The sequence below is a fragment of the Shewanella sp. JNE2 genome (genome assembly GCF_023159115.1).
GTDB lineage: Bacteria > Pseudomonadota > Gammaproteobacteria > Enterobacterales > Shewanellaceae > Shewanella > Shewanella putrefaciens.
Window position 1 is genome coordinate 1,956,177 of the sequence record NZ_CP096169.1, and the last position, 21,438, is coordinate 1,977,614.

Annotated in this window: 22 protein-coding genes; 14 read left to right on the forward strand and 8 right to left on the reverse strand. The window is 42.6% G+C overall.

Annotated elements, in window-relative coordinates:
* Positions 1–105: 105 nt before the first annotated feature.
* From MZ182_RS08770 to rnd, 6 genes are all read left to right on the forward strand, one after another.
* The gene (locus tag MZ182_RS08770; protein ID WP_011919192.1) at positions 106–411 is read left to right on the forward strand and encodes a hypothetical protein; all 306 of its coding nucleotides are present in this window, start codon (positions 106–108) and stop codon (positions 409–411) included.
* The gene (locus MZ182_RS08775; protein WP_011789556.1) at positions 404–1,120 is read left to right on the forward strand and encodes a M50 family metallopeptidase; all 717 of its coding nucleotides are present in this window, start codon (positions 404–406) and stop codon (positions 1,118–1,120) included. The genes MZ182_RS08770 and MZ182_RS08775 overlap by 8 nt, the downstream gene beginning before the upstream one ends.
* A 202-nt stretch (positions 1,121–1,322) precedes the next feature.
* On the forward strand, positions 1,323–2,135 hold the full coding sequence (locus MZ182_RS08780) for a class I SAM-dependent methyltransferase (protein WP_014610447.1): 813 nt from the start codon (positions 1,323–1,325) through the stop codon (positions 2,133–2,135).
* A gap of 21 nt (positions 2,136–2,156) precedes the next feature.
* Positions 2,157–3,023 (forward strand): alpha/beta hydrolase, encoded by an 867-nt coding sequence (locus MZ182_RS08785; RefSeq protein WP_011789554.1) that lies wholly within the window; start codon positions 2,157–2,159, stop codon positions 3,021–3,023.
* Between the two features lie 198 nt (positions 3,024–3,221).
* Positions 3,222–4,895, forward strand: a complete 1,674-nt coding sequence (gene fadD / locus MZ182_RS08790; RefSeq protein ID WP_025008108.1) for a long-chain-fatty-acid--CoA ligase FadD — start codon at positions 3,222–3,224, stop codon at positions 4,893–4,895.
* A 71-nt stretch (positions 4,896–4,966) separates the two neighbouring features.
* Positions 4,967–6,076 (forward strand): ribonuclease D, encoded by a 1,110-nt coding sequence (gene rnd, locus MZ182_RS08795; RefSeq protein WP_025008109.1) that lies wholly within the window; start codon positions 4,967–4,969, stop codon positions 6,074–6,076.
* Positions 6,077–6,148: 72 nt separating this feature from the next.
* On the opposite strand, the gene minE is transcribed toward rnd, so the two are convergent.
* The 3 genes from minE to minC are packed head-to-tail and all read right to left on the reverse strand — an operon-like array spanning position 6,149 to position 7,911.
* A complete protein-coding gene (gene minE, locus MZ182_RS08800; RefSeq protein ID WP_007648439.1) occupies positions 6,149–6,406 on the reverse strand; it encodes a cell division topological specificity factor MinE in 258 nt (85 codons plus the stop codon).
* A 2-nt stretch (positions 6,407–6,408) separates the two neighbouring features.
* Entirely contained in the window at positions 6,409–7,218 is an 810-nt protein-coding gene (gene minD / locus MZ182_RS08805) for a septum site-determining protein MinD (RefSeq protein WP_011789551.1), read from the reverse strand.
* 27 nt (positions 7,219–7,245) lie between these two features.
* Positions 7,246–7,911 carry a septum site-determining protein MinC gene (gene minC, locus MZ182_RS08810; RefSeq protein WP_011789550.1) on the reverse strand — a complete coding sequence of 222 codons (666 nt, stop codon included), beginning with the start codon at positions 7,909–7,911 and terminating at the stop codon, positions 7,246–7,248.
* 123 nt (positions 7,912–8,034) lie between these two features.
* Here minC and MZ182_RS08815 point away from each other — a divergent pair, with 123 nt between their 5' ends.
* Positions 8,035–8,313: a YcgL domain-containing protein gene (locus tag MZ182_RS08815; RefSeq protein ID WP_011789549.1), complete on the forward strand. Its 279-nt coding sequence runs from the start codon at positions 8,035–8,037 to the stop codon at positions 8,311–8,313.
* 187 nt (positions 8,314–8,500) lie between these two features.
* Complete coding sequence (locus MZ182_RS08820) at positions 8,501–8,941, forward strand: YcgN family cysteine cluster protein (protein ID WP_025008110.1); 441 nt, start codon at positions 8,501–8,503, stop codon at positions 8,939–8,941.
* A 67-nt stretch (positions 8,942–9,008) separates the two neighbouring features.
* Here the strand turns inward: MZ182_RS08820 and MZ182_RS08825 are convergent, their stop codons facing one another.
* Both MZ182_RS08825 and MZ182_RS08830 read right to left on the reverse strand, forming a co-directional pair.
* Positions 9,009–9,503, reverse strand: coding sequence for a peptidylprolyl isomerase (locus MZ182_RS08825; RefSeq protein WP_014610451.1), 495 nt, complete (start codon positions 9,501–9,503; stop codon positions 9,009–9,011).
* A gap of 24 nt (positions 9,504–9,527) precedes the next feature.
* Positions 9,528–10,931, reverse strand: coding sequence for a DEAD/DEAH box helicase (locus MZ182_RS08830; RefSeq protein ID WP_248065894.1), 1,404 nt, complete (start codon positions 10,929–10,931; stop codon positions 9,528–9,530).
* A 379-nt stretch (positions 10,932–11,310) separates the two neighbouring features.
* Here MZ182_RS08830 and MZ182_RS08835 point away from each other — a divergent pair, with 379 nt between their 5' ends.
* Positions 11,311–13,083: a DUF885 domain-containing protein gene (locus MZ182_RS08835; protein WP_248065893.1), complete on the forward strand. Its 1,773-nt coding sequence runs from the start codon at positions 11,311–11,313 to the stop codon at positions 13,081–13,083.
* Between the two features lie 260 nt (positions 13,084–13,343).
* Here MZ182_RS08835 and MZ182_RS08840 read toward each other — a convergent pair whose 3' ends face one another.
* The gene (locus MZ182_RS08840) at positions 13,344–13,664 is read right to left on the reverse strand and encodes a hypothetical protein (RefSeq protein ID WP_011789544.1); all 321 of its coding nucleotides are present in this window, start codon (positions 13,662–13,664) and stop codon (positions 13,344–13,346) included.
* A gap of 233 nt (positions 13,665–13,897) precedes the next feature.
* On the opposite strand from MZ182_RS08840, the gene MZ182_RS08845 reads away from it, so the two are divergent.
* The 3 genes from MZ182_RS08845 to MZ182_RS08855 are packed head-to-tail and all read left to right on the forward strand — an operon-like array spanning position 13,898 to position 16,857.
* The gene (locus MZ182_RS08845; RefSeq protein WP_011789543.1) at positions 13,898–14,392 is read left to right on the forward strand and encodes a putative 4-hydroxy-4-methyl-2-oxoglutarate aldolase; all 495 of its coding nucleotides are present in this window, start codon (positions 13,898–13,900) and stop codon (positions 14,390–14,392) included.
* A 42-nt stretch (positions 14,393–14,434) separates the two neighbouring features.
* Entirely contained in the window at positions 14,435–16,261 is a 1,827-nt protein-coding gene (locus MZ182_RS08850; RefSeq protein ID WP_248065892.1) for an AsmA family protein, read from the forward strand.
* A complete protein-coding gene (locus MZ182_RS08855; protein ID WP_248065891.1) occupies positions 16,261–16,857 on the forward strand; it encodes a BsuPI-related putative proteinase inhibitor in 597 nt (198 codons plus the stop codon). Before MZ182_RS08850 ends, MZ182_RS08855 begins: the two co-directional genes overlap by 1 nt.
* 106 nt (positions 16,858–16,963) lie before the next feature.
* On the opposite strand, the gene MZ182_RS08860 is transcribed toward MZ182_RS08855, so the two are convergent.
* The gene (locus MZ182_RS08860) at positions 16,964–18,508 is read right to left on the reverse strand and encodes a LysM peptidoglycan-binding domain-containing protein (protein ID WP_014610455.1); all 1,545 of its coding nucleotides are present in this window, start codon (positions 18,506–18,508) and stop codon (positions 16,964–16,966) included.
* 242 nt (positions 18,509–18,750) lie between these two features.
* Positions 18,751–19,554, reverse strand: a complete 804-nt coding sequence (gene gloB / locus MZ182_RS08865) for a hydroxyacylglutathione hydrolase (RefSeq protein ID WP_011789539.1) — start codon at positions 19,552–19,554, stop codon at positions 18,751–18,753.
* Between the two features lie 165 nt (positions 19,555–19,719).
* On the opposite strand from gloB, the gene MZ182_RS08870 reads away from it, so the two are divergent.
* On the forward strand, positions 19,720–20,454 hold the full coding sequence (locus tag MZ182_RS08870) for a class I SAM-dependent methyltransferase (RefSeq protein WP_014610457.1): 735 nt from the start codon (positions 19,720–19,722) through the stop codon (positions 20,452–20,454).
* A gap of 23 nt (positions 20,455–20,477) precedes the next feature.
* A complete protein-coding gene (locus MZ182_RS08875; RefSeq protein ID WP_248065890.1) occupies positions 20,478–21,374 on the forward strand; it encodes a LysR substrate-binding domain-containing protein in 897 nt (298 codons plus the stop codon).
* The last annotated feature ends 64 nt before the right edge of the window (positions 21,375–21,438 follow it).

Below are 21,438 nucleotides of genomic sequence, written 5' to 3' on the forward strand. Positions count from 1 at the left end.
TGTAGGTGATTATTGTAACTCATGCTCTGTCGGGGTGTGGATTGAAAATAACGAATGGCAGAACATAAAGACTAACGTAAATTGAGTATGAATGTAGGCACCTTGATGCAGATTAATACTAATCAAACCAGTTTGACGCAGGCCGTTGCAAGCAATCGCCCCGCCATTATTCCGGGGCTAGCAGCGGCTGAAAAGTTGCATCCAGTGATTGAACGAGATGATATCGAAGCATTAAGTCTAGATGACACCCCGAACACTGCAGATAGCTTACAGTCAAGACTGGGTGCTCACCTTGAATATGAGCAAGATACTCGTGGACATCAAGGTGCTATCGCTCAATATTTACAAACACAACATGCCGCCAAGCGTGAAGAAATTCAGCAAATGGTCGGTGTGGATATTTATGCTTGATCCTCAACATAGTGCCTCTTCCGTGGTAAAAAAAGACTCAGCCTATAGTTTGTCTTCTGGAGTCCCTAGCCGTGGGCTATTTATCATTGAATTGATGTTAGCCTTACTGCTCACCCGTATACCTTATCTCAGTGTACCGTTTAAATGGCTCGAAAGTTATTTCCATGAGTTATCCCATGGTATTGCGACGCTATTAAGTGGCGGGATTGTTAGCCATATTCAATTGTTTCCTAATGGGGCGGGTTTTTGCTTTAGCCAAGGTGGTTCGCCATTATTTATTGGTTTTGCAGGGTATTTTGGTGCAGCCTGTTGGGGATACTTGATTTATTTACTTGCTACTTGGCCTCGGGGGATCCGCGTTAGTTTTGCTTTGCTTGGTGGGCTAGTAGTGTTAAGCGGATTACTGTGGGGAAGGGATATCCTTACTTTGGCGATTTTAGCTTCATTGACTGTTATTTTTTTAATGCCATTAAAGCTCAACCAAAACAAAGTATTAACTCAGTTTCTTCGGGTTGTGGGTTTGATGATCATGCTTAATGCCCTTGCTAGTCCAACGGTGCTATTAGGACTTGATGGTCAAGGTGATGCCGTATTATTGGCTGAACTTTCATGGATCCCCGCATGGATTTGGGTGATGCTATGGTTATTGACGAGTGCCTGTGCTTTATTCTTGGCTTGGCGTCGAGTTGATTCGAGAGCGTACCATTAATACTTCATTTATTTCATTTTTTATCAAGGGTTACCGTCATATTAGGTAAGTAGTTTTCATATCTTGTCATCAAACATTGTTATCCAATATTGACAGTTTCCCCTCAACATTTGCAGGACTTAAGCCAAAGACTCTTCTATTTTCTTGGATTTTTGAACATTTGGCTGCTAGGTTAAGCCTTCGGTATTCATGGAGAATTACAATGAAAAAAGTCGCATTAGTTACCAGTATGCTCGTTGCGAGCCTATGTTCAAGCCTTACCTATGCTGATGAAGGTCTAGAAAAAGCCTTAAAAAGCGATTTTCGCCAAGCTAAAAATGTCAGCCGTGATATATATCGCCATCCTGCTGAGACTTTGAGCTTTTTTGGTATTGCACCTAATCAAACCGTGATAGAACTATGGCCGGGTAATGGTTGGTATGCCGAAATTCTGGGTCCTTATTTAGCCAAAGAAGGTCAATATATTGCCGCGAGTTTTGAAACTTCACCGACCACAGATACCCCTGGAAATCGTTATCGCTCCAATGCGGGGACTAAATTTGAAGCATGGATGACGGCGAATAAAGCGGTGTTGGGTAATGCGAAAATTTTAACCTTTGATCCACCCAATAAAATGAACCTAGGTGTCGATGGCAGTGCCGATTTAGTCTTAACCTTTAGGAATTTGCATAACTGGGCATCGAGCGATCAATTGGAAAATGTATTTGCGGCCTCTTATAAGGTGTTGAAAGAGGGCGGTGTGTTTGGTGTTGTTGAACACAGAGCAAACGAGGGAATGAATGTTAGCAGTGGCTATATGGATCAAGCGGCCATGGTCACCTTAGCCGAAAAGGTTGGGTTTACCTTAGAACAAAGTGCTGAAATTAATGCAAATCCAAAGGATACAAAGGATTACCCTAAGGGAGTGTGGACATTACCACCGTCATATGCGTTAGGTGATACTGATAAAGATAAGTACCAAGCAATTGGAGAGAGTGACCGCATGACACTCAAATTTGTCAAAAAATCACGCTAATTACCTGACATTAGAGGCATTATGTGGCAATCTTCCGCCCCCGAAAATCAAATTGAGTTTGTTTTACCTCATATCAAACTTGCAGGACGGTTATGGGGGGCGAAAGATAGACCACTGTTACTTGCTTTACATGGCTGGTTAGATAATGCCAATAGTTTTGAACCTCTTGCCGCCTATTTGATGGATTATCAAGTGCTTGCTATCGATTGGCCAGGGCATGGTTTTTCTGCACATAGGCCAGGTCATTATCCGTTACATTGGATTGATTATTTATATGACTTAGATGCCTTACTCGGGGTTTTACCTGTGCAGCCTGTAGCCATTATCGGTCATTCACTTGGTGGTATTATTGCCTCGGCTTATACAGCGGTATTTCCTGAGAAGGTCAATAAACTCATCCTTATAGAAGCGCTGAGTCCATTATTTGAGCCAGTAACTCAGGCAAAATCACGATTAAGAAAGAGCTTTTATCAGCATGAGAAATATCTTGCCCAAAAACAGCGGCAGCTTAAAGTCTACGACACTATTGATACCGCTGTTAGGGCGAGATCACATCTTACCGGTCTTGCCGAACCTTGGTGTCGGTTATTGCTTGAGCGCAACATGCGAACTGAAGGTGGGGGAATAGGGTGGCGTAGCGATCCAAGATTGCGATTAGATTCGCCGCAGCGTTTAACTTTTGCTCAGGTTGATGCATTGATGCAGGACATTTCAGTGAGCACATTACTGATTTGTGGGCGACAAGGATTTCATCAGTTGCAAAGCGCGTTGCCAAAGGCGCGCATGTGGTTCAAACATTTGTCGGAACAAACCATCGATGGTGATCACCATGTTCATATGGGTAATGCTTTAGGGGTTGCCGAGTTGATCAAATCATTTATTGAATAGTGGCTTTTGCTAATGCAAAAAAGACACTAGGTTTTTTGTTTTTTTTATGTGATGATGATCAAAATTAAAACGCTCGTATGATTTATGGCGAGTTAATCAATAACAAAAATGTAAGTCGGTATTTTAACTCGGTATTTACCGAGTGTTGACGGTTGTATGGATACCGTTTCCGCAGTTGTGGGGATTTAGGAGAGAGTTGTGGACCAGCCTTGGATTAATCATTTGCCAAAAGATGTGCCTGCTGAAATCAATGTTGATCAGTATTCATCGCTTGTCGATATGTTCGAGACAGCGGTAGCTAAATATGCTGATCAACCTGCATTTATCAATATGGGTGCCACACTCACTTATCGTAAATTGGAAGAGCGCAGCCGTGCCTTTGCCGCTTATCTGCAAAATGAGTTAAAGCTCGAAAAGGGTGATCGTGTTGCGATTATGATGCCGAATCTTTTGCAATATCCTATTGCATTGTTTGGTGTTTTACGTGCAGGTATGGTGGTTGTTAACGTCAATCCGCTTTACACTCCCCGTGAGCTTAAGCACCAGTTAATTGATTCCGGCGCCAAAGCCATTGTCGTCGTATCAAACTTTGCCCGTACCTTAGAAGAAGTCGTGGATCAAACGCCAGTCAAAAGTGTCATTATTACGGGGCTGGGTGATTTACTCAGCGCACCGAAGCGAACTTTAGTGAATTTTGTTGTTAAATACATTAAGAAGCTAGTGCCTAAATATGATTTGCCCCATGCCTTATCAATGCGCGATACCTTAACAAGGGGGCGCCGTTTGCAATATATTAAGCCAATTATCACTAATGATGATTTGGCTTTCTTACAATACACAGGTGGCACAACAGGGGTATCTAAAGGTGCCATGTTGACCCACAAAAATGTGGTTGCAAACGTGCTCCAAGCCGATGGTGCGTATTCTCCAACCCTTAAAGATGGTAGTGAGTTTGTCGTCACAGCATTGCCTCTGTACCATATTTTTGCGTTAACGGTGAATTGCCTATTGTTTTTACACAAGGGCAGTCAGAATCTTTTGATCACCAATCCCCGTGATATTCCAGCCTTTGTGGCAGAGCTTAAAAAATACCCTTTCACCGCATTAACTGGGGTGAATACGTTATTTAATGCGCTTGTGAACAGTGACGATTTTTCGCAACTTGATTTTTCCCGTTTAAAGCTGTCTATCGGTGGTGGTATGGCAGTACAAAAAGCGGTTGCGGATAAATGGCAAAATATTACTAAAACCCGCTTACTGGAAGGTTATGGTTTGACAGAGGCTTCACCTCTGCTCACTTGTTGCCCTTATAATTTAGATGGTTACAACGGTTCTATTGGTTTTCCAGCGCCATCGACCTTGATCCAAATACGTGATGATGCGGGTAATGTGTTGCCCCAAGGCGAAACCGGTGAGTTATTTGGTAAAGGCCCACAGGTGATGAAAGGCTACTGGCAGCGTCCAGAAGAAACGGCCAAAGTCATTGATAAAGATGGTTGGTTAGCTACGGGCGATATTGGTTATATGGACGAAAAAGGCTTTTTCTATATCGTTGACCGTAAAAAAGATATGATTTTAGTCTCAGGATTTAACGTCTTCCCTAATGAAGTAGAAGAGGTCGTTGCCCTGCATCCCAAGGTTATCGAAGTCGCGGCTGTAGGTGTACCAAATGAGGCTAGCGGAGAATTAGTGAAGGTTTTTGTGGTGGCAAAAGATAAATCGTTAACCGCAGATGACATCATTAAGCATTGTCGTATTCATTTAACGGGATATAAAGTGCCGAAGCTGGTAGAATTTAGGGACGAGTTACCTAAAACCAATGTGGGTAAGATCTTGCGACGAGAGCTTAGAGACGAAGTTAAGCGTACGTAAGATTGAAGCCGGCAATTGCCGGCTTTTGTTTTTATGGACTGTGATTGACCCCACGGGATCTGGAGAAGAATTTGTCAGTGTTCCACTATGTGAGTGATGAAGTGAGCCTTAACGCCCTCGTTGCTCAATATCAGCAAAGTAAAATACTCGTGTTAGATACCGAGTTTGTTCGTACCCGTACTTATTATGCAAAGTTAGGTTTGATCCAAGCTTATGATGGAAAAACCTTGGCGTTGATTGATCCTGTCGCGCTACCCGATCTCGCCAAATTCTGGGCTTTGTTGGCGAATCCCAATATTATTAAATTAGTGCATTCTTGTAGTGAAGACCTAGAAGTATTCGCGCACTATGGTCAGTGTCAACCTGTACCTTTATTCGATAGCCAAATTGCGGCATCTTTATGTGGTATGGGGCATGGTGTTGGTTATGCAAAGTTAGTTGAAACCTGTCTTGGCGAAGTGATTGATAAAGGTGAGTCACGCACCGATTGGATCCGCAGGCCATTAACCGAAGCGCAACTTGCCTATGCCGCAAATGATGTATTGTATCTGCATCAACTTTACCCTCAGCTTGAAGCTAAATTGGTCGCTCAGGGGCGCCTAAATTGGTTATATGAGGAAGGGGTGAGGATGACGGAAGGGCGGCTAGATACGCCAGATCTCGATACCGCTTATTTAAAAGTTAAAAATGCCTTTCAGTTGACTGAAATTCAATTGGCTTACCTGAAAGTACTTGCCAAATGGCGTCTTGAAAAAGCCTTAGCACGTGATTTAGCTTTGGGATTTGTGATTAAAGATCATGGACTGATTGCATTAGCTAAAAAACAGCCTAAAAGTATGACCGAGTTGCTTAAGCTAAACGACCTAACCGAGCAGGAAAAGCGTATTCACGGTAAAGAGATTTTGCGAGTAATGCAAACCGTGGATTTGGTCAATCTACCAGAGCTTGTCGATGTGCTTGCACTTAAGCCGGGCTATAAATCTGCTTTTAAGCTGATCAAAAACTGTTTGACTGAACTGTGTGAAAAGTATGAAGTTCCACTGGAAATGCTAGGTTCTAAGCGACATATCCATGAGTATTTACAATGGAGATGGGACGCAGAGCAGGGCGATTTACCGATAATCTTAACTGGGTGGCGTGGCGAAATCGCCGCACAATCCCTCGCAAAGCTTGACGTTTAGGTCTAACTGTCTAACTGAAAATCATGCAGCAAAAAGCGTCATCCTCACTTGAGGATGACGCTAAAACTCGACTTATCTGTCTGGTAAAGTCACGTTAAGTTCGAGTACCGATAAGTTATCGTCGTTCTGATCTAACTGCACAGACACTTGATCATCAGAAATCTGCACATACTTACGGATCACGGCAATAATCTCTTGTTTCATCTGTGGAAAGTAATCGGGGGTGTCCCGTTGTCCACGTTGATGAGCCACAATAATTTGTAAGCGCTCTTTTGCCATTACCGCAGTGCTAGGCTTTTTCTTGCTTTTGAAATAGTCGAGTAAAGACATAATTAGCTACCAAATATCCGTTGTAAGAAACCTTTCTTCTCTTCCGTAATAAAGCGTAGTGGGACATCTTCACCCAATAAACGCGCGACTGTGTCACTATAAGCTAAACCCGCATCACTTTCTTGATCGATAATCACTGGCACACCTGAGTTAGAGGCTTTCAGAACCGACTGGGACTCTGGAATAACGCCTAACAACTCAATAGCAAGAATTTCTTGAACATCATCAACACTTAACATCTCCCCCGATTTTACACGGCTTGGTGAGTAGCGAGTCAGTAACAAATATTCTTTTATCGGTTCTAGATTCAGTTCTGCACGGCGTGATTTGCTTTGCAGCATTCCCAGAATACGATCTGAGTCGCGCACTGAGCTGACTTCTGGATTAGTGGTCACAATGGCAATATCGGCAAAATACAGCGCCATCATTGCACCTTGTTCAATGCCCGCAGGTGAGTCACAGATAATAAATTCAAAGTCTTTGGCTAAATCGTCCAGAACACGGCCGACGCCTTCTTTAGTTAATGCATCTTTATCACGGGTTTGTGAGGCCGGTAAAACAAACAGTTTTTCGCAGCGTTTGTCTTTGATGAGTGCCTGATTAAGATTCGCTTCACCATTGATCACATTGACGAAATCGTAAACTACCCGACGTTCGCAGCCCATGATCAAATCTAAATTTCGTAAACCTATATCGAAATCGATAACAACAGTTTTGTGCCCTTGCATTGCAAGGCCAGTCGCAATAGCAGCACTCGATGTGGTTTTACCTACACCGCCTTTACCTGAAGTGACAACAATAATTTGTGCCATGTTTCTCTCTATCCTTTTTTCTGCCATTTAGAGGGGCAATGATTCAACCATAAGCGACTCGCCATTTAAGCGAATACAGCCGCTTTTATCTGAGCTATGTTGTTGTAGATTTTCAGCGAGCCAATATTGCCCTGCTATCGAAACGAGTTCGGCCTCAAGAGAGTGGGCGATGATGACGGCTGTGGGATCGCCCGCCGCGCCCGCCATGGCTTTCCCTCGTAATGCGCCATAGATATGAATGCTACCATCAGCAATGACTTCAGCGCCATTGCCTACCGCACCAAATATGATTAAATCCCCATTTTTTGCATAGACCTGCTGCCCGGAGCGGATATTTTGTTTAACGATTTTAGTTTGGCGTGGCGCAGGGGGAGGCGTTGTGCTTTGTTTACCCGCTTTGACTATGGCAAGACCTAAGTCTTTGGCCTGCTTACTGAGAACGGTTGTCGCGCCCGTTATCCCAACAATCACTAATTGACGAGAGAGCAGTAGTTCCTTGAGGCCATGTAAATTAAAATCATTATGCTGGATGGCACTGAGATTGACCACCAAAGGCGCGCCCAGAAAAAATTGTGGGGCTTGTGCCAATTTGCTATCTAATTCAGCCATGACTGCATTTAAGTCACTGCTATTAATGTGAAGCACTGAAAGAGTAAAAGAAGCTCCTTTTAACTCTAAGCTAGGTTTTGACATCCCGGCACTCTTCTTAAGAAATCATCAGTCGGTTCGCTGATTTTGCAATTAAATTATTAGGCGACCATGTTATAGTGTGCCCCATTGGCTGGCAAGTTTGAACTATTGGATATTTATACTCTTATGTTATGTACCGTTTATAAAAGTACCCGAAAGGCTGATACATATTTATTTGTGAAGAAACGAGATTGTTTTGACGATGTGCCTGAAGCCTTAATGGCAATGTTTGGTACACCTCAATTAGTGATGGTCTTTCCTATTGCGAAACGAGAATCTTTAGGAATGGCCGATATTCATAAAGTCAGAGCCGCGATCGATGAAAATGGCTACTACCTGCAAATTCCACCTCCTCAAGTTAATTTATTGGCTGAACATAAACGCAATCTTGGGCTCCAAGATTAGTCGATACAACAATTGTTGCCGGATGGGTCATTGAAAGGGTGATTAGATCCCGTTTGATTGATTGCGCGGTAATTCTTTTGGTATTTCTATTGTGTATTATCGTCAGTAGAGAATTCAGTATCCATGTATAAATTAGTGTAAAATAGCCCGCATTATGCGGGATTTTATTGAGAAGAAATCGTTGAACATGGCATTTTGGCAGAGCAAGACATTAGCACAGATGAGCCCAACTGAGTGGGAATCCCTCTGTGATGGGTGCGGAAAATGTTGTTTGAATAAGTTGATTGATGATGAAACAGAAGATCTGTATTACACCAATGCGGCTTGTTTATTACTGGATCATCAAACGGCGAGTTGTCAGCATTACACCGACCGTTTTTCCCATGTACCTCAATGCACAGTGATTTCAGTTGATAATGTCGATGAACTAACATGGTTGCCCGATAGTTGCGCCTATCGCCGGCTTGCCGCTGGGCGTGACTTGCCAAGCTGGCACCCCTTAATCACAGGCTCTAAAGAAGCGATGCATCATGCGGGGATGTCGATTCAAGGTAAAGTGATTGATGAGCGCAGGATAAAAGATATTGAAGATCATATCGTGTTGTGGCCGCTCAAGGATATTGATTGACCCACGATGAAAAACAAAGGGAGCGATAAGCTCCCTTTGTTGTTTTACCCACCTTATTCCGTGAAAATTACCCTGTAATGGTTACTTTTTCGATAATAATAGGTTCGCGCGGTACATCTTCATGGCCTGCGACTTTAGTGGTTTTGACCTTTTCAATTTGCTGTACTACCTCAAGTCCCGCGACCACTTTACCAAATACGGCATAACCCCAACCGTTGTTTGTTGTGGCCGTATGATCGAGAAAATCATTATTCGAGGTATTGATAAAAAACTGCGCCGTGGCGGAATGTGGGGCGTCAGTCCGTGCCATGGCAATCGTGCCTAAGGTATTGGAAAGACCTTTATTGGCTTCGTTGACTATGGGGTCGTGGGTCGGTTTTTCTTTCATCTTGGCGGTAAAACCACCACCTTGGATCATAAAGCCTTTGATCACGCGATGAAAAATAGTGTGCTCATAAAACCCTTCTTCACAATAACGGAGAAAGTTTTTGGCAGTGACAGGCGCTCGCTCAAAATCGAGTTCGATGCTGATATCCCCGATATTGGTAGTGAAAATAATCATAGTATTAGCTTCTATTCGATTGAATTACTTGGTTTTAGGTCCGCTGGCCCATGGATTAAAAGGGGCACCACTGTCCTGTTGTTTTGGACTTCCCTCTGCCGTTCTTGTTGGACGTAAAGTCGCGTTTGTCGTTGGCTTTGGTTGCGACTTTGCACTGCGATGCTTTTTCGCCTTAGCCGTTTCAAAAGTCCCTTCCTTTGCACTGCGGTAAGTTCCCGCAGCAGACTCTGTTGGGCGAAATGTTTTCTCCGGCTTATGTTTTGGCACAAAATCGAGAATGGAGATTGGCACTTCTTTTTTAGGAGCAAAGCCTTCGACTTCTTTACGCACTATAAGGTGACCTAAACGGCGCTCAATGGCACAGAGGTTCTTAAAATCATCCTTTGACACAAAAGATATCGCTTCACCATGCTCTCCTGCGCGGCCTGTTCGACCAATACGATGAATATAATCATCGGCTTCATCGGGCAAGTCATAATTCACAACGCGGGTGAGGGCATCGATATCGATTCCGCGTGATGCAACTCCTGTCGCCACTAAAAATGCCAGTTTACCGGATTTAAAATCGGCTAAAAGCTGCTCACGAACCGCTTGACTGCGGCCACTGTGGAAGGCTTCGGCGCTAATATCACGCTTTTCAAGCTGACTAACTAATTTGGCGGCACCTTGTTTGGTCTGGATAAAAATTAATGCTTGATCCCAAGCTTGTTCTTTAATCAGATGGCTGAGTAACGCAGACTTTTTATCCTTATCAACTGTGGTGAGCCACTGATCAATTTGTGGTGCAGTGGCCGTGTTTCGTGAAATTTCAATCTCAACAGGATTTTCAACGGCAGTTTTCGCTAATACTCGAACTTGCTTTGATAAGGTGGCAGAAAATAATAGGTTTTGTCTTTGTGTCGGTAATTTCTCGATGATTTTATTGATATCTTCAATAAATCCCATATCGAGCATTCTGTCAGCTTCATCTAGTACAAGTACTGAAAGCTCATCGAAATGGATCGCTCTTTGAGTATACATATCAAGCAGTCGACCCGGTGTTGCGACTAAGATATCTACACCTTCAATCAGTTTTTTCTTTTGAGGTGCGGCATCGACACCTCCGTACATCGCCATAGAGGTGAGTGGCAGATATTTAGCGTATTGGCGGATATTTTCCTCAACCTGAACGGCAAGTTCACGGGTCGGTGTAAGGATAATGGCACGTACACGTTTGGGGCGAATTTTTGGGGCATCAGCAAACATTTGCAATAGAGGTAACACAAAGCTGGCGGTTTTACCTGTGCCTGTTTGTGCAGCGCCGAGTACGTTTTTACCGCTTAGGATCACAGGTATCGCTTTGGTTTGAATGGGGGTCGGGCTTGCATAACCGAGTTCTGTGATGGCTTTTACAATCGGATCGCTTAATCCAAGTTTGGAAAATGGCATGGGGTGTCTCAAATAAAGAATGTCGTGGGCAAACTGTTAAAATGGGTTTAACAGTAAAGCAGGCTCATATTATAGCAGTAGCTATGGCAGAAAAGGCGAATATCTCAAATTCAGTAGCAATCGCTATCCATAATGTAAGCCGTATTCAGTCCTTTATTATTCAAATATCCCTTTAATAGTTGGCGCACAAATTTGTAACTGAGCATGTATTCGCGGGTAACATTGCTGCAATTATTGAGGCGATATGATTAACTTAGTGCATTTTTAACCAAGACTCATTTAGGTCACTTTGCTTGTTGCACTGTTCAAGTGATCTGGTTTAGCACCTTAGCTCGAATATCACAATATCGTTTATCACAATAATAAAGGACGAAAAATAATGAAAAAAACGACGCTCTCCCTTGCGATTGTATTATCGCTAGCTGGTCTTGCTGGCTGTCAATCCCAGACGAGTACAACGGTTCCTTCTACCTCTGGTGAAGTACAAGCCACATCATTTGAACAATTCAGCGCCGCATTTATTGACTCATTATGGGCGTTATCACCCACGTGGGCACTTTACAGTGGTAAGCATGTGAATGATGGCTACTTAGAGATCCCCGATGATGCTAGTCGAGCCAAGACCTTAGCTTTTGTGAAAGCACAACAGGCAAAATTGGCACAGTTCGATCAAAAAACCTTAACCTCTAATGAGGTGATTGATTATCACCTGATAGATAATTTACTGAATAGCCTAGCTTGGGATATTACCACCTTTAAATCTTGGCAGTGGGATCCAGCTAATTACAATGTTGCTGGCGGCTTTGCTCAAATCATCAATGAAAACTTTGCACCGTTGGATGATAGATTACGCTCAGTGCTCGCGAGAATGGAAAATATTCCTGCTTATTATGCTGCAGCTCAAGCCAATATTAGCCAGCCGACCCTTGAACATACCGAGCTTGCTGTGTTGCAAAATCAGGGCGCATTTTCGGTATTTTCTGATGATTTATTGAAACAAGTTGCCAACTCTGGCTTGAGTGATGCTGAGAAAGCATTATTCAAGACCCGTTTTGATGCGGCGACAGTGGCCATTAATAACCATATTTCATGGTTAAACAGTTTGGTGACAACGCTTAAAAAAGAGGGCACTCGTAGTTTTAGAATTGGTGAAGATTTATACGAGCAAAAATTTGCCTTTGATATTCAAGCTGGTATGACTGCAAAACAGCTTTATCAAAAAGCAGTCGCAGATAAAGACAGGGTTCAAGCTGAAATGGCAAAAATTACCGATAAGCTTTGGCCTCAATATTTCTCTACGCCGAAACCATCAGATAATAAAATTGCCATTCGTCAGTTGATTGATAAATTATCAACCAAACACGTTAAGCGTGATGAATTTGTAGACGAAGTCCGTAAACAAATTCCCGAACTTATCGATTTTGTTAATCAGAAAAAGTTAGTAACACTTGATCCTAACAAGCCCCTTGTTGTTCGTGAAACACCAGAATATATGCGCGGATATGCGGGGGCTTCAATTAGTGCCCCTGGTCCCTATGAAAAACTCGGTAATACCTATTATAACGTCACGCCACTTGATGGCATGACGGATGAGTCCGCTGAAAGTTACCTACGAGAATATAACCATTGGATTTTGCAGATCTTGAATATTCACGAAGCCATTCCAGGGCATTACACTCAGTTAGTTTATTCTAATGAATCGCCCAGCCTTATTAAAAGTCTATTTGGTAATGGCGCCATGGTTGAAGGCTGGGCGGTATACACGGAACGTATGATGCTCGAGGAGGGGTACGGGAATTTCGAGCCTGAAATGTGGTTAATGTACTATAAGTGGAATCTTAGGGTTATCTGTAACACTATTTTAGATTACAGCATTCATGTTAAAGGGATGACTGAGGCCGAAGCCATTGCTTTGATGATGGAAGAGGCATTCCAACAACAGGCTGAAGCAGAAGGAAAATGGCGCCGTGCAACATTAAGCCAAGTGCAATTGACAAGCTATTACTCTGGTTACCGTGAAATATATGATTTTCGAGAAGAGTACAAGCAGACAAAAGGCAAGGATTTTGATCTTAAAACCTTCCACGAACAGTTTCTAAGTTATGGTAGTGCACCCGTCAAATATATTCGTCAGTTGATGCAAGCTAAATAATCAATACTGACTCGTTTGGGTGACTACTGATAACGATAGTCACCCAAATGATAACGATATTCACCCAAAATCACAGTTTGACATCCTAACTGTAAATCAATGGCTGTAAATAGGGATATTGATTATTGTCATAATAATCAACCGAGCCATCTAATGATTGATGACGTTACATGGCGTAATACCAATATTTGTCATTACTATAACAGTGATATTCGAATTTAATTTGTCTATAAAAAGAGAGTTAAATTTCAGCAATAATGTTATTTATTTCGGGCATTTTCAGCCATAAGCGCTAACACATCCTCGTAGGAAATGTTAAATTCTCTTGATAAATTAATGATTCTTGTTTTATAAGTTTGGATGTTTTCTTTCTGAGCGAGTTGATGTTTCTTTTCTTCAACAAGTTCGTTGACGGTTTCTTGCAATATCAATAATCGACGTAAGCTATAGTCGAGAGATTTGATATATTTTCCCATCTGTTGTTTATTGCGTGCTTGCTCAAGATCCGCGGAGACTTTTTTATCATATCCATATTCATCAAGAGCTGCGATAGCACTCTGTAAATCAATATCAGTAGTCATTTTGTTTTCGCTTTATAACAAGGAAGTATAGGAATTTAATTACGAAATCACTTAGGTAGAAACCCAAGAAGGTGTCATGGGCTGTTAACTATCGCAGATTATAGTGGTTATGCCAATATTCACCAAGTGCTTAGTTGCTTAAAACCAATAAAAATGGGGGGTGTTTCTTATTTCAGCTTGTCGGGACTTAGAATTGTGAGTAGTCTAAAGTTTTAGTCTGCGCGGAGATACAAATGCTTGATCTATTACCAGATTTGTTCGACCACTACCCTTCAAAACTGACTTTATTACCCTTAGAGTTTAAGGCGTACGGTGGTAAGCGCCTGTTTTGGGGGGAAGTTGTAACGGTAAAATGTTTTGAAGATAACTCTAAAGTGAAGGAAATATTGGCCCAAGATGGTCATGGTAAAGTACTCGTTGTGGATGGCGGTGGCTCATCGCGTAGAGCATTATTAGGCGATCTTATCGCGCAAAGTGCTTTAGATCATAGTTGGCAAGGCGTTGTGATTAATGGGTATGTGCGTGATGTTGCTAGATTGGCGACCTTTAATCTAGGGGTGAGTGCTCTCGGAGCCATGCCCATTAAGACTGAAAAGCTAAATCAAGGACAAATCAATGTGCCTATCGACATGGGAGGCGTTATCGTTAAACCCGGCATGATGATTTATGCCGATGAGAATGGGATAGCAATCAGCGAGGAGTCGCTAAACTTTGCTTTTTTAAATTAAAATTCGCTCAAAATTCAAGATATTATTGATAAGGATGTTTGTATGAAACTCATTAAGTGGTTTTTAGCTATTCTGGTGACATTAGCCTTGTTAGTCACCCTATACCTTACCGTTTTCTTCGACCCTAATGATTTTAAACCCGAAATTGTTAATGCTGTGAAAAAACAAACGGGGCGTGAACTCGTTATTGCTGATGATCTATCTTGGACGTTTTTTCCTGCGCTTGGCATTAACCTTGGAGGCATTTCATTATCAAATCCTGAAGGGTTTACGCCTAAATCAATGCTTGATGTGAACAAAGCTGTAGCGGAAGTAGCCTTAATACCATTGTTTCGTAAAGAGATCCAAGTTGCTCAATTAAGTTTGGATGGCGCTAACATTAATCTTGTGACTCGTAAAAATGGCAGTTCCAGCTTAGATGGGCTAACGGGAACTGATCCCAGTGTCAAATCTAGCTCCACAGCTGCGCCTGCTTCCTCTCCAGCCCAACTTGCGAGTGTTGAAGTGGGTGGCGTGTCAATTACCAACACACAAATTAATATGATTGATGAGACAAAGGGCGAAACTCAAACATTCACTTTAGACAGTTTGACTTTAGGTACATTTTCTTTAGACAAATTTGCCCCTATTGCTTACGAATTCACTGCCACGTTATCCGATATGAAAATCACCAGTAAAGGTGAAGGTGAACTTAAGCTAAGTCGTGATTTTAATCAGTTGGTGATAGAGAAACTAAAAATCGACACAGTGGTGGAAGGCAATAGTATTCCCAATCAAAAATTGACTACAGCGTTAAGTGTCAATACCGAAATCGCCTTAGATAAAAAGCAACTATTGGCGGATATAACCCAGTTAAACGCTGCGGATATTAATGCTTCTGGTAAGTTAACGGTGAATTATGGAACAAAGGTTCCACAAATTAAGGCTGATTTCCAAGTTGGTGATATAGATGTCGATAGTCTCTTACCTAAATCAGAGGCAACAGCAAATGGCGCTCCAGTATCGGCAGGGGCTGAGCAAGCAACGGAGCCGGATCTTAGTGCACTAAAATCACTCGATCTCAGTGTTAAACTGGCGGTGAAATCAATTAAAGTCGCTAATTTGTCGACCCAAAATTGGTTACTCGATCTTGGGGTTAAAAATGGCATACTCGATCTTAAACAATTAACGGCTGATTTATATCAAGGAAAGTTATTGATGAGTGCTCAAGTTGATGCTCGCCAAACTGTCGCCAGTTATCAATTTGATAAACAAATAACAGGCGTGCAAATTCAGCCATTACTGAAGGATGCAGCCGATATTGACTTGTTAGCAGGGATGGCAAATTTCAATCTGAAAGGAAGAGGAAAAAGCTTACTTCCAGAGGCGCTAAAGAAAAATCTACTCGCTAATGGTCGTTTTGATATCACGGATGGTGCGCTTTATGGCGTCAATATTGCGCAGATGATCCGCAGTGCACAAGCTAAGTTAAAAGGTGATTTATCGGCTGATACGAAAGAAGAGCGTAAAACAGACTTTTCGAGTCTGACAGGCACTTTTTCATTGGAAAATGGTGTTGCTACGAATCCTGATTTATCGATGGCATCTCCATTATTGCGTCTTGCGGGTAAAGGGAATGCAAATTTAATAACAGAGGCCCTCGATTATCGATTGACGGCTAGCCTTGTTAACTCATTAAAAGGACAGGGAGGCAGTGAGAAAGATGCTCTTGCGGGGGTTGATATTCCATTAGCGATAACTGGCACTTTCCAAAAACCAGAGTATGCATTGGATACTCAAGCTTTATTGAATAATCAACTGAAGGAAGAAACGGATAAAGCGAAGGAAAAATTGAAAGATTCTCTGCTGAAAAAGCTTGGGGGTTTATAGTGGCGCGTGGTGCTTGTCTTATCTGTGCAAGTATTTTAATCAGTAGTCAATTGGTTGGCTGCTCGGCTCCCGAAATAGCAGATACAAATGTTTCCGCTATCACAGAGAACACGGCTGTTCAGTCGGAGTTTGTTCGTGCGGCGGATCCTGTGCTCGAGCTTGCTATGGGAGCCTCAAGATTAAAGGTCGAGCAAGTGAAATCTGATAAGGTACAAGGGCTACTACAGGGGGAGTTATTGTTTGATCCCTTTGTGGGAGTTAAGCAGCCATTAACGGTCACTTTTACCGTGACGAATCCACAATCTTATGCCGTGCCGTTACGATATAACTCGGGAATGACCGCGGATCTCTGGCTTGTCACTATGGAAGGAAAGCGTTTATGGGCTTGGTCGGATGAGATGATGTTCACACAGGCCATTCGTGATACTCGGCTTGATGCTGGAGCTTCTATAACGGAGAAGTTTATCATTCCTGAAAACATCCTTGCCGCTATTTCAACCGATGGGGCTCGTTTAGAAGCCCACTTTGCGGCCAAGGTCATTGAGTCAGAGGTGCCAGTTATGATCCCCGTGGTGGTGTTGCTTCAATGGGAATAACGGCGAGATTGTGTTGAATGTAGTACTGAAAAAGGCAGCGTTTCAAGGACTCGCTGCCTTTTTTGATTTATCTTTTGGGTTTGACCCGTCTTAAATAGCGTTGTCACTAAGCGTTTAATTTGCTTTCATCGACAACCAGTTTTAATACTTGGCCAGGTTGTAAGTATTGCGATTGAGTTAAGCTGTTCCATTCCAACAATTCAGTGACGGTGACGTTAAACTTGCTAGCTATTCGAGCCAATGAATCACCGGATTTTACTTTATAGCTGACGGTACGGGTTTTTTCGGTAGTTTCAGTGTGTTTAGGCGCTAAAACGGCCAGCTTTTGCCCTGTTTGCAGTTTGCTATCTTCCTTTAAGTGATTCCATACAGTCAGTTGTTTGATTGTCACATTATACTTTTTTGCAATTTCCCACAGGGTGTCGCCGGATTGCACTTTATGCGTCAGTTGAGTATTTGTTGAAGAGCGTAATTTCTTCGGTAATTTCTGGCTTGTCGATTGAGCGTATAACTGTTTATCATCCGCAGAAACTGGAATAATCAGGTGCTTACCTGCAACAATCGTATTGTTTTTCATACCATTAGCGGCGCGAATTGCTGCTACAGTTGTATGGTGCTTTTTAGCGATCACGCCAATACTGTCACCGGATTTGATGGTATATCGCAACCAGCTCATTCTTGCTTCGCTCTCTGTCTCCGCCAGTGCTTTTTTAAACTCTTCAGATTTATCTATAGGCAATACTAAGGTGTGTGGTCCCAAGGGCGACGTTGCCCAGCGATGATAGCCAGGGTTGAGTTTTTGTAATTCCATCGTTGTCATATTGGCAAGTCCTGCAGCCATAGCAAGATCAATTTGGCTATCAATATCAACAACTTCAATTGAGGGGGTATTCTCTATTGGTGCTAAAGTAATACCATACTCGTCGGCATGCTTAATAACCTCTGCAAGCGCGAGAAGCTGAGGCACATAGCGTTTAGTTTCTTTAGGTAGATTAAGTGACCAAAAATCCGTTTTTAACCCTTTTGCCTCATTATTTTTTATTGCATTGAGAACCCGTGATTCCCCAGAATTATAAGCTGCAAAAGCATAGAGCCAATTATTATTTGTTTTATCATAGAGATATTCCAACATATCCAATGCGGCAATCGTCGAGGCAGGTACATCACGGCGACCGTCATACCACCAGTTCATTTCTAATCCAAAATGATTGGCCATAGGTGTGGTAAATTGCCATAACCCCGAAGCAGCACTGGCAGAGGAGGCAGATGGGTCGAAGGCACTTTCGATAATGGGCAGTAGTGCAATCTCAATCGGAAGATGACGTTTCTCAAGTTCTTCCACAATCATATACATATAAGGAGCCGCACGCTCAGAAATAATTTCGAGATGTTTCGGATTCTTGATATACCAATCACGGTATTGATTGACTAATTTTTGGTCAGGGATAGGTAATTGCATTCCTTGACGAATTCGTTCCCACACATCGGTAATTTGCGCCGATTCAACCTCTGATGAGAGATAAAAGGGAGTGACGGTATTTGGTTTTGTGACGGCTTTAGCTTCTGGCTTAGTAACCTCAGGGTTATCCAATGTCTGACAACCCGCGAGTAGGGCAAATCCCCCTACTACAATATAAAGTGATACTCTCATGGAAAACGGTAGTCCTCTGTTAGTGCATTGTCAGTGCGCCATGCTTGTAGATTAAAAGCATGATTTTTAATAGGATAATGACAACACAGAGCGCAAAGTATTCACGCAAAAACGAGCCATTCTATGGGATCTTTTCGATCTTGTCCCTTAATTATCGTACATCTTGTAAGGCTATTTTTGACTTACATCATCAAAAGTGGAAAAAACTGTATAAATTTCAATCTAAAAACGATCGGTTGGTGCTAAAAAATATCTTTCCACTGCCGAAGGCGGGTAAAACAAGTGAGTTCATCTAGTTTGATAGGATCGGGATCATCAAAATGCTGTTTTATACTATCAATAATGCTTTGTTCTCCCACGCGCAAAAAAGGATTGATAGCTCGCTCCAAGGCAATACTTGAGGGAATTGTAGCGCTATTTTGAGCACGCATTTCTGTGGCTTTTTGCATATATGCCTGTAAATTTAGATTGTTAGGCTCGACTGTTAGAGCAAATTTAAGATTGGAGAGGGTATATTCATGGGCGCAGAAAACTCGAGTATTCGCAGGAAGTTTGGCTAATAGTGTAAGAGAGCTAAGCATTTGCTCCGCGGTGCCTTCAAATAGTCGACCACAGCCTGCACTGAATAAAGTATCACCACAAAAAAGCGCATCCTCAATGACATAGGCAATATGTCCAGCTGTATGGCCTGGCACGTTCAGCACTTGTATTTGAGCGTTAAGGAAAGGAAGGGTGAGTTCAGTTCGCATTTCAGGATTAAGTGGTACATTGACATGAGCAATATTTTCTTTTTGTGGTCCGTAAACCTGCAGTGTTTGTGATGAAGTTTGCTCAACGTAACGTTTAAGTTCCCCGACACCGCCAGTATGATCTTGGTGATGGTGCGTGAGCAAAATACCAGCGAGTGCTAACTGATGGGAGACCAGATAGGCAATAACGACCTTAGCATCACCAGGATCGACAACATAAACCTGCGAGTGGGGAGTTTGTTGTAACACCCAGATATAATTGTCATTAAAGGCTTTAATCGCTGTTATAGTGAGCATAGAACCACCTTATGGCTGTATTTCAATTTATAGATAAGGTTATTATCCACAAGTCGATACACCTTGGCGACTTTTGCCATAATGGCATAGTGTTCTGTACATGGTTATATCAGTCAGCAAGGGTTTGGTTGAATTGCTATCGTACAAGGGTAATGGAGAAACGTTGTGTCGTATTTCAGTGCTGAATGCAAACCTGAACAATGGGAAGATTTACCCAATGGTGCTGCGCTAGAATTTGCAGTGGCAGAGAAATTAGCTCACTGGTGGCCGCGGGTATTTGGTTATCATTTACTAAAGCTCGGCCCCTTAAGTGCTGCCTTATCCAGTATGGAATCTCCTGTCGCGCATCACTTTTCCTTATCTTCAAGCCAAGATGCTTCAATTATTGGCGATTTTTGTCATCTTCCCCTGCAAAATGGTGTGATTGACGCTGTAGTGATGAGTTTACTGCTGGAATTTGAACCTGATCCCTACCGTATTTTACGTGAAACTGACCGAGTACTTATCGCTGGTGGCTATTTATTTATTGTGGGATTTAACCCGCTAAGCCCTGTTTTTTTAGGTAAATTGTGGCCTAAATATCAAGATTGTTTACCTTGGAATGGCCGTTTTTTTATGCCATCACGGGTGAGGGATTGGCTCGGACTTTTAGGATATCAAGTGGTAAGTGATGAGCGTTTGGTATACCACCCTTTGATTGGTGAATTTAATGAAGGACGTTTTCTACAACAAACATTAGCATCTTGGTTGCCTAGCACTGGGAGCTTATATTTGATCGTAGCGCGTAAGCTAGAATCCCCATTAACCCCGATCCGTGATAAACGTAAAGTATTACAGCCTAACTGGAGCACCGCATCAAGCGCAGGCCGTTCTGGACATTTATCGGAACATTCCAAATAACCGCGTGTAAAAACGAGTATGATATGCGAATAACCTTGAGGCAACTGGCTGTATTTGAAGCCGTAGCGCGAAGCGGTCAGGTTGCTAAAGCCGCGGAGCAAGTTAACCTTTCTCCTCCAGCGACTTCTATGGCATTGGCAGAATTAGAAAAACAGCTAAATGCTAGACTTTTTGAACGAATTGGCAATCGTTTACAATTAAATTCCCAAGGCAATTTGTTACTACCTCTGGCAACGGATTTATTACATAGAGTCGAGCAGATTGAACAAGCTTTTACTCAGCAAGATGGCGATCTTATTGGGCATTTAAGCGTGGGGGCTAGCTCGACAATCGGTAATTATTTACTCGCCAAAGCAGCAGTGGCTTTTTGTCAGCAACATCTTCAAACCCACGTGGATGTCGCAATCACAAATACCCAAGATGTGATCCAATCGGTAGCACAATTTCGTTCAGAAATGGGCTTTATTGAAGGCTATTGTACTGATAGTCGATTGAAGGTTGAGGTGTGGCATAAGGATACATTACTCGTGTTTTGTCATCCTGCGCACCCGCTTGCTGGCAAAATCGTAAAACCTGCCGCACTAAAAGGACAATCTTGGGTGCTACGAGAAGAAGGATCTGGCACTCGAGAATATTTTGTTAATGCTGCCAATGAGTTAGATATACGTCCCGAGGCTAAATTCTGCTTTTCTACGCCGGATGCGATTAAACATGCTGTCAAGCAAGGTGCAGGATTAGGCGTATTATCAGAGCTTGCTCTAGATAAGGAGATAAGCCGAAAAGAATTGGCGATGGTGACAGTTGAAGGGCTGGTCCTAGAGCGGCAGTTTTATCGCATTACCCATAAAAGCCGTCAAGCGACCTCTTTAGGGCAAGCGTTTGTGCAGTTTTGCGGGAATTTCTTCAATATTGCTCACTAGGGTAAATACGTGACATCTGAAGTGATATCAACTGAAAGCCCCTCTAACGCTATATGGGAAGGAG